5 protein-coding genes are annotated in these 7,353 nt (G+C 35.0%); all 5 read right to left on the bottom strand.

The annotated features are described in order from the left end of the window. Positions 1-86: 86 nt before the first annotated feature. Positions 87-3,587 carry a transcription-repair coupling factor gene (mfd, locus tag M4Z11_RS05750; protein ID WP_249677444.1) on the bottom strand — a complete coding sequence of 1,167 codons (3,501 nt, stop codon included), beginning with the start codon at positions 3,585-3,587 and terminating at the stop codon, positions 87-89. A 5-nt stretch (positions 3,588-3,592) separates the two neighbouring features. Further along, positions 3,593-3,883: an FAD assembly factor SdhE gene (locus M4Z11_RS05745; protein WP_249677442.1), complete on the bottom strand. Its 291-nt coding sequence runs from the start codon at positions 3,881-3,883 to the stop codon at positions 3,593-3,595. A 74-nt stretch (positions 3,884-3,957) separates the two neighbouring features. Further along, the gene (locus M4Z11_RS05740) at positions 3,958-4,638 is read right to left on the bottom strand and encodes an ABC transporter ATP-binding protein (protein WP_249677440.1); all 681 of its coding nucleotides are present in this window, start codon (positions 4,636-4,638) and stop codon (positions 3,958-3,960) included. Beyond that, positions 4,638-5,906, bottom strand: coding sequence for a lipoprotein-releasing ABC transporter permease subunit (locus M4Z11_RS05735; RefSeq protein WP_249677437.1), 1,269 nt, complete (start codon positions 5,904-5,906; stop codon positions 4,638-4,640). Before M4Z11_RS05735 ends, M4Z11_RS05740 begins: the two co-directional genes overlap by 1 nt. 11 nt (positions 5,907-5,917) lie before the next feature. Continuing rightward, positions 5,918-7,243, bottom strand: coding sequence for a proline--tRNA ligase (gene proS / locus M4Z11_RS05730; RefSeq protein WP_249677434.1), 1,326 nt, complete (start codon positions 7,241-7,243; stop codon positions 5,918-5,920). Positions 7,244-7,353 lie beyond the last annotated feature (110 nt).

Raw genomic sequence — 7,353 nt, 5'->3', positions numbered from 1 at the left:
GTATTATACGCATCAATATAAATAATAAATATATTATTATAATAATATGTAAAGTAAAATAAGTATAAAAAACTTTTTAATTTAAATTAAGCAGCACATTCTGTTGCTATTTCTGCAAGTTGTGTCATAATATTTGCTACACCAATAAGTCTTTCATTTACTTTAGTCCAATCACGAATAAAAACAATACTTTGATCTGGTCGAATTTTTGCCATTGATCCTTGTTTTTCTACCCATTGAATAAGAGCAATACCATTTTCAAAGTAATTATTGCGAAATTGTATAACAATTCCCTTTGGTCCAGCATCTAATTTTTCCACATGTGCTTTTCGACATAATATTTTAATATAAAAGACTTTAAGTAGGTGTTGAACTTCGAGTGGTAAAGGACCAAAGCGATCAATTAATTCAGCTCCAAATTCATCAATTTTTTCTAAATTATCAAGCTCTGTCAAACGACGATAAAGTCCCATACGTAATGATAAATCAGGGACAAAATTTTCTGGTATAATCACTGTTGTACCAAGAGAGATTTGAGGTGACCACTGATTATCCCTATCATGTTGACCATCTTTTAATTCAGCAACGGCTTCTTCAAGCATTTTTTGGTATAGCTCAAACCCAACTTCTTTGATATGTCCTGATTGTTCTTCACCTAATAAATTACCTGAACCTCGAATATCCATATCATGACTAGCTAGTTGAAAACCTGCACCTAATGTATCAAGGGATTGTAAAACTTTAAGACGACGATCTGCTACAGGAAGTAAAACTTTACCAGAAGGGAAAGTAAAAAGCGCATAAGCACGTTGTTTTGAACGCCCTACTCTACCACGTAACTGATAGAGTGCTGAAAGACCAAACATTTCAGCACGATGTACAATTAATGTATTAGCTGTCGGAATGTCGAGACCTGATTCAATAATAGTGGTTGAAAGTAATACGTTATATTGCCCATCATAAAACGCATTCATAATATCATCAAGTTGCCCAGCTGGCATTTGACCATGTGCTATAATAAATTTAAGTTCAGGTACATGTGTTTTGAGATATTCTTCTATATACGAAAGATCAGAAATACGTGGGCAAACATAAAAACTCTGTCCACCTCGATAATATTCGCGCAATAATGTTTCGCGTATAACCATCACATCAAAAGGTGAAATAAAAGTACGTACAGCCATTCTATCAATAGGAGGAGTTGTGATTAGTGAAAGTTCACGTAGTCCTGATAAAGCAAGGCTTAAAGTTCTTGGTATAGGAGTAGCTGAAAGTGTAAGAACATGAATATCACTTTTTAGTTCTTTTAGACGCTCCTTATGTTTTACTCCAAAGTGCTGTTCTTCATCAATGATAAGAAGCCCTAACCGTGAAAAACTCACTGAGTCACTGAGTAATGCATGCGTTCCGATAACAATATCGATCGTACCCTCTGAAATAGCTTTTTTAATTTGCGCCAATTCTTTCGGTTTTACAAGCCTTGACAAATGAGCAATCTTAACTGGTAGCCCTTGAAAACGGGCCATGAAGGTCTTGTAATGTTGTCGTGAAAGCAAAGTTGTGGGCACAACAACAGCAACTTGATAACCATTTAATGCTGCAACAAAAGCACTTCGAATAGCAACTTCTGTTTTGCCAAAACCCACATCACCGCAGATTAAACGATCCATTGGTTTTCCTGATGCTAAATCGTCTAAAACAGCATTAATAGCATCCATTTGATCATCCGTTTCCTCGTAAGGAAAACATGCAACAAATTCATCAAAGAGCCCTACTGGTGGAATTAAAGAAGGTGCAGAACGCGTAGCGCGTTCTGCAGCTATACAGATCAATTGACCAGCAATTTTTAATAAATGCTTTTTAAGGCGTGCTTTACGTGTTTGCCATCCAACACTTCCTAATTTATCCAACGCGATATTTGTACTTTCTGATCCATAACGAGATAAAAGCTCAATATTCTCAATGGGTAAAAATAGTCGATCGCCTCCAGCATAGTTGATTTCTAAACAATCACGTAAAATCCCAGTTGCCATGATAGTCCTGAGACCAATAAACTGTCCAATACCATGATCAACATGTACAACGATATCACCAGAATTTAAGGAAGCAATTTCAGAAATAAAATGCGCATTACTCTTACGTTTTTTTGCTGATCTTACTAGTCGATCACCAAGGATATCTTGTTCTGCTATAACAACAAAATCTTCAATTTCAAAGCCATGCTCTATCATTAAAACAGCAGCTAAGATCCGATCACGCGGTGTTGCTTTTACAGTCTGCAATGATTTTGTAATTTCTACTTTTTGTAACCCGTGTTCATCAAGAACTTGCAATAAACGATCCATAGATCCTTCACTCCAAAAAGCCAAAAGTATTTTCTTACCAGAAGACCGCAATGAAGCAATATGATCAACCACACTTGAAAAAACATTTTTATCTGGAGCATTACGCTCTTTTATAAAATCATAGCCTTGTGTAGCATTTGTATGAATAACTGTTTGTTTAACTGTTTGTGAAATATTAAAAGGTGTAAAATCAATCCGCAGGCCACCCTGCTCTATATCTGTTAAAACTTGTTCTGGTGTCCAATAAAGAAGATTAGGCTCTATTGGATGATAAGAAACATCATTCTCTTGATTACTTTCTCGTTCTTTGCGAGCACTATAATAATCTACAATAAGACGATAGCGTTCAATGAGAGCTTCTTCTATGAGATGCTCAAAAACAACAGGTAGATTACCACAGTGATCAAAAAAGCTATTGAGATTTTCATAAAAAAATGGGAGCCAATGCTCCATACCTGAAAAACGCCTTCCTTGGGAAATAGCTTCATAAAGCATATCACTTTTTTTTGGTACTCCAAAAGCACGAATATAATTGCTTTTAAATCTGCTGATGAAATCAGGAGTGAGGGTAATTTCACTCATCGGCTGCAAAAATAATTCTGTTTTATTAGCTATTGTTCGTTGTGTTGCTGAATCAAATATGCGAATTGTCTCCAAGGTCTGACCAAAAAAATCAAGACGAAAAGGCTCCGTATAACTAGGAGAAAAAATATCAATAATTCCTCCTCTTACAGCAAATTCACCAACATCACGTACAGTTGCAACGCGTTCAAAACCATTGCGTTCTAAATAATAAATCAAATGTATCATATCCATGCATTGACCAATACGCACATGGATAATTTGATCATCAATCATTGCACAAGGTGGTAGTTTTTGAATAATTGTATTGGCTGTTGTTAATATAATAGAACACCGTGGATTTTTACGCAAATCTGACATATGAGCCAAAGCTGAAAGACGACGTGCAGTAATAGCTACTCCAGGTGATACACGATCATAAGGTAAACAATCCCATGCCGGAAATTGAAGAACAGGTAAATTAGGTTCAATGAAATTTAAAGCTTGCTGTAAATAAGCCATTTTTGTTCCATCACGGACAACGTAAACAAGTGGTTTATTTTGAGCAATTTCTGCACTTAATTTAGCAAGTGCAAAAGCTTCAAATCCATCAACAACACCATCAAAAATCATACAACTATGCATATTTGGGGGAATAATAATTTTTTTTAATATAGTCATTTTGATTAATTAAAATTTATACGAGAACAATAATTTATAATATCGCGAAAAAGTGGACTATCTACTTCAGATGGTATAGAAACTTCCCCTGTAATCCACGTTAATAAATCACGATCTTCAAAAGACATAATATATTCAAGTTTAGAAACTGTTTGATCACTCATCTTGCTAATATGTGCATCAACATATTGACCAAAAATCAAGTCTATTTCACGAATACCTCGGTGCCATGCACGAAAAATCAATCGGCGACGACGTAAATCCAATTGATTTTCATTAATGGCCAAATTTGTCATAAAAATCTCCTAACAAACGAAAATAAACATACACTACACTGTTATTGTTTTAGAATAAATTTTGTATCTCAATATTAAGGAAGTTCAATAATTTTTTTTTCTTTTATTGTAATTCGACGATGCATCTGTTTGGCTAAGCCATAATTATGTGTGGCAATAAGAGCTGCAAGCCCAGATTGGCGCACAAGTACTGATAAAGCTTGAAATACATAAGCTGAAGTTACAGGATCAAGGTTTCCTGTAGGCTCATCAGCTAAAAGTACAGAAGGTGCATTTGCTACAGCACGCGCAATTGCGACACGTTGTTGCTCACCCCCCGATAATTCTGATGGACGGTGTTTAGCTCGATGAGCAACACGAAGATAGCTTAATAATTTGAGGCCACGATCTTTCGCAATAGATTTTTTTAATCCTGCGATCATTTGAGGAATCATAACATTTTCTAAAGCTGTAAATTCTGGTAGTAGATGATGAAATTGATAGACAAAACCAATATCATTTCGTCTGATTGCCGTGCGTTCATCATCAGAACGTTTTGCACAAGAAATACCTCGTAACAAAATATCACCAGCTGTTGGTCTTTCTAATAATCCTGCGATATGAAGAAGTGTTGATTTTCCAGAACCAGACGGTGCTACAAGCGCTACCATTTCTCCACGTTTTAGAACAAAATTAGCTTTGTTCAAAATAACTAAAGGTTTACCATTATCAAAAAAATGTCTCTCAATCTCAATAAGCTCTAAAATAGTAGACATCATTCATACCTTAAAGCTTGTATAGGATCTAATTTAGCAGCACGCCATGCAGGAATGAGTGTTGCAAGAAAAGATAAAAACAAAGCCATCATAACTACCATAGCAGTCTGCCCCCACTCAATTCGAGCTGGCAACTTTGCTAAAAAATAAAGTTGAGGATTAAAAACATCAACATTAAACAGCCAAGATATAAAATCTTGAATATGATTAATATTTACAGTAACTATAATTCCTAAAATTAAACCAAATATCGTTCCTATAAATCCAATCACCATCCCAGTGGTAATAAATATATGCATAATTGCACTTTGATTTGCTCCCATTGTACGCAGAATTGCAATGTCATGGCTTTTATCTTTTACAAGCATTATCAATCCTGAAATAATATTCAAAGCAGCAACAAGAATAATAAGAGAGAGAATAAAAAACATAACATTTCGTTCAACTTGTAATGCTGAAAAAAAAGCCTGATTTCGCATACGCCAATCAATTAAATTAATTTGTTGATTAACTGTTTTTTCTATAATCGGCTTTATTTGATCAATAGCATCAGGATCATTAAGAAATAACTCTAGAGATTGAATTTTTTCATCTAAATTAAAGAAAATTTGTGCTTCATGAAGAGGCATAAAAACAAATATTGAATCATATTCTGACATACCAACCTCAAAGATAGCAATAACTTTATAAGCTTTGACACGCGGCGTAACTCCAAAGGGCGTATCATCACCATTTGGTGTAATGATGCGAAGATCACTTCCAACTGTAAGACCCAATTTTTCTGCCAAGCCACTCCCAATTGCAACACCTTCTTCTTTATCAAATTGAGCGAGCGTACCTGAGATAATATTTTGGGCTACCGTTTTTAGTTTTTTCAAATCTTTTTGACGTACACCACGAACTAAAGCACCAGTTCCTCCTTCAATACTACCCTGGACAAGAGCTTGTCCTTCAATAATGGGTAGAACGAATTTTATATCCTTGATAGATTCCAGAGAAGAAATAAGAATATTATAATCAGTAAAATTGGAATCAATTGTTTGTACAACAAGATGCCCATTCATTCCTAAAATACGACTGAGAAGTTCTGTCCGAAAACCATTCATGACTGCCATAACAACAACTAAAGAAAAAACTCCTAACATAATTCCAATTAAAGAAATGATTGAAATAATAGATGTAAACATATGTTTTTTATTAGGAATCATATAACGGAAAGCAATCATCCATTGATAAGATGAAAATCCTTTATTCCTCAAAACATTCATGATATTACCTATCAAATTACTGCAAATCGGTGTAATGCAGCTTCAACCGTTAAAACTTCTCTAAAACCTGTTTTTCGGTCTTTAATTTCAACTTCATTTTGTGTAATATTTTTAGGACCAATAATCATTTGTACCGGTAAACCAATCAAATCCATTGTTGCAAATTTCGATCCAGGGCGCTCACTCGTATCATCTAACAATGGATCAAAACCATTACGTATAAGCCCCTGATAAAGAGTTTCACATATATAACTACATTTTTGATCATCTGGTTTCATATTGATGATGCCAAAATCAAATGGTGCAATTGATTTTGGCCAAATAATACCATGTTCATCATGCGAAGACTCAATGACTGCTGCTACAAGACGCGAAGGCCCAATTCCATAAGATCCCATAGAAACCAAGTGCTCTTTTCCATCTTGTCCCATAACTTTTGCTCCCATCGGAGCAGAGTATTTTGTACCAAAATGAAAAATATGCCCTACCTCAATACCACGCGCTGAGAGCTTATTCATAGCAAAGACTTTATTCCACTCTTCTTCATTATGCATTTCTTCTGTTGCAGCATATAAAGATGTCCATTGTCTAACAATATCAGCCAAAATATCCTTATCAGTAAAATCAATTGAAACAGATGGGACAGTAAATTCAAAAAATCGTTTGTCACAGAATATAGAACTTTCACCTGTTTCGGCTAAAATAATAAATTCATGACTAAGCTCACCACCAATTGGACCTGTATCAGCACGCATAGGAATTGCTTTCAAGCCAATGCGAGAAAAAGTACGTAAATAAGCAACAAACATACGATTATAGGATGTTTTTGCACTCGCATAATCAAGATCAAAAGAATAGGCATCTTTCATCAAGAATTCGCGTGCGCGCATCACACCAAAACGTGGACGAACTTCATCACGAAATTTCCATTGAATATGATAGAGATTAAGTGGAAGATCTTTATAAGAACGAACATATGAACGGAAAATATCTGTGACCATCTCTTCATTGGTCGGACCATAGAGTAAATCACGGTCTTGACGATCTCTAATGCGCAACATTTCAAGACCGTAATCATTATAACGATTACTTTCACGCCAAAGATCAGCAGATTGAATCGTTGGCATCAATATTTCTAAAGCCCCAGCTCGTTCTTGCTCTTCACGAATAATCTTACAAATCTTGTCAAGAACTTTCTTACCCAATGGTAACCAAGAATAAATTCCTGATGTTTGTCGACGTATCATACCAGCTCGCAACATAAATCGATGTGAAACAACTTCTGCTTCTTTGGGATTCTCTTTTAAAATAGGAAGAAAATATTGAGAAAGACGCATTAAAACTATTAACTCCTAATTAGACCTATCAAATTACAGCAATTTACAAGTGATATTTATAGCTATTTCTTAAAGCTTGCAAATATGATAACAATATTGAAATATTATCC

Origin of the sequence: Bartonella bilalgolemi (assembly GCF_023500045.1) — a bacterium.
Taxonomy (GTDB): Bacteria; Pseudomonadota; Alphaproteobacteria; order Rhizobiales; family Rhizobiaceae; genus Bartonella; species Bartonella bilalgolemii.
This window is presented reverse-complemented; position numbering and strand designations above follow the sequence as displayed.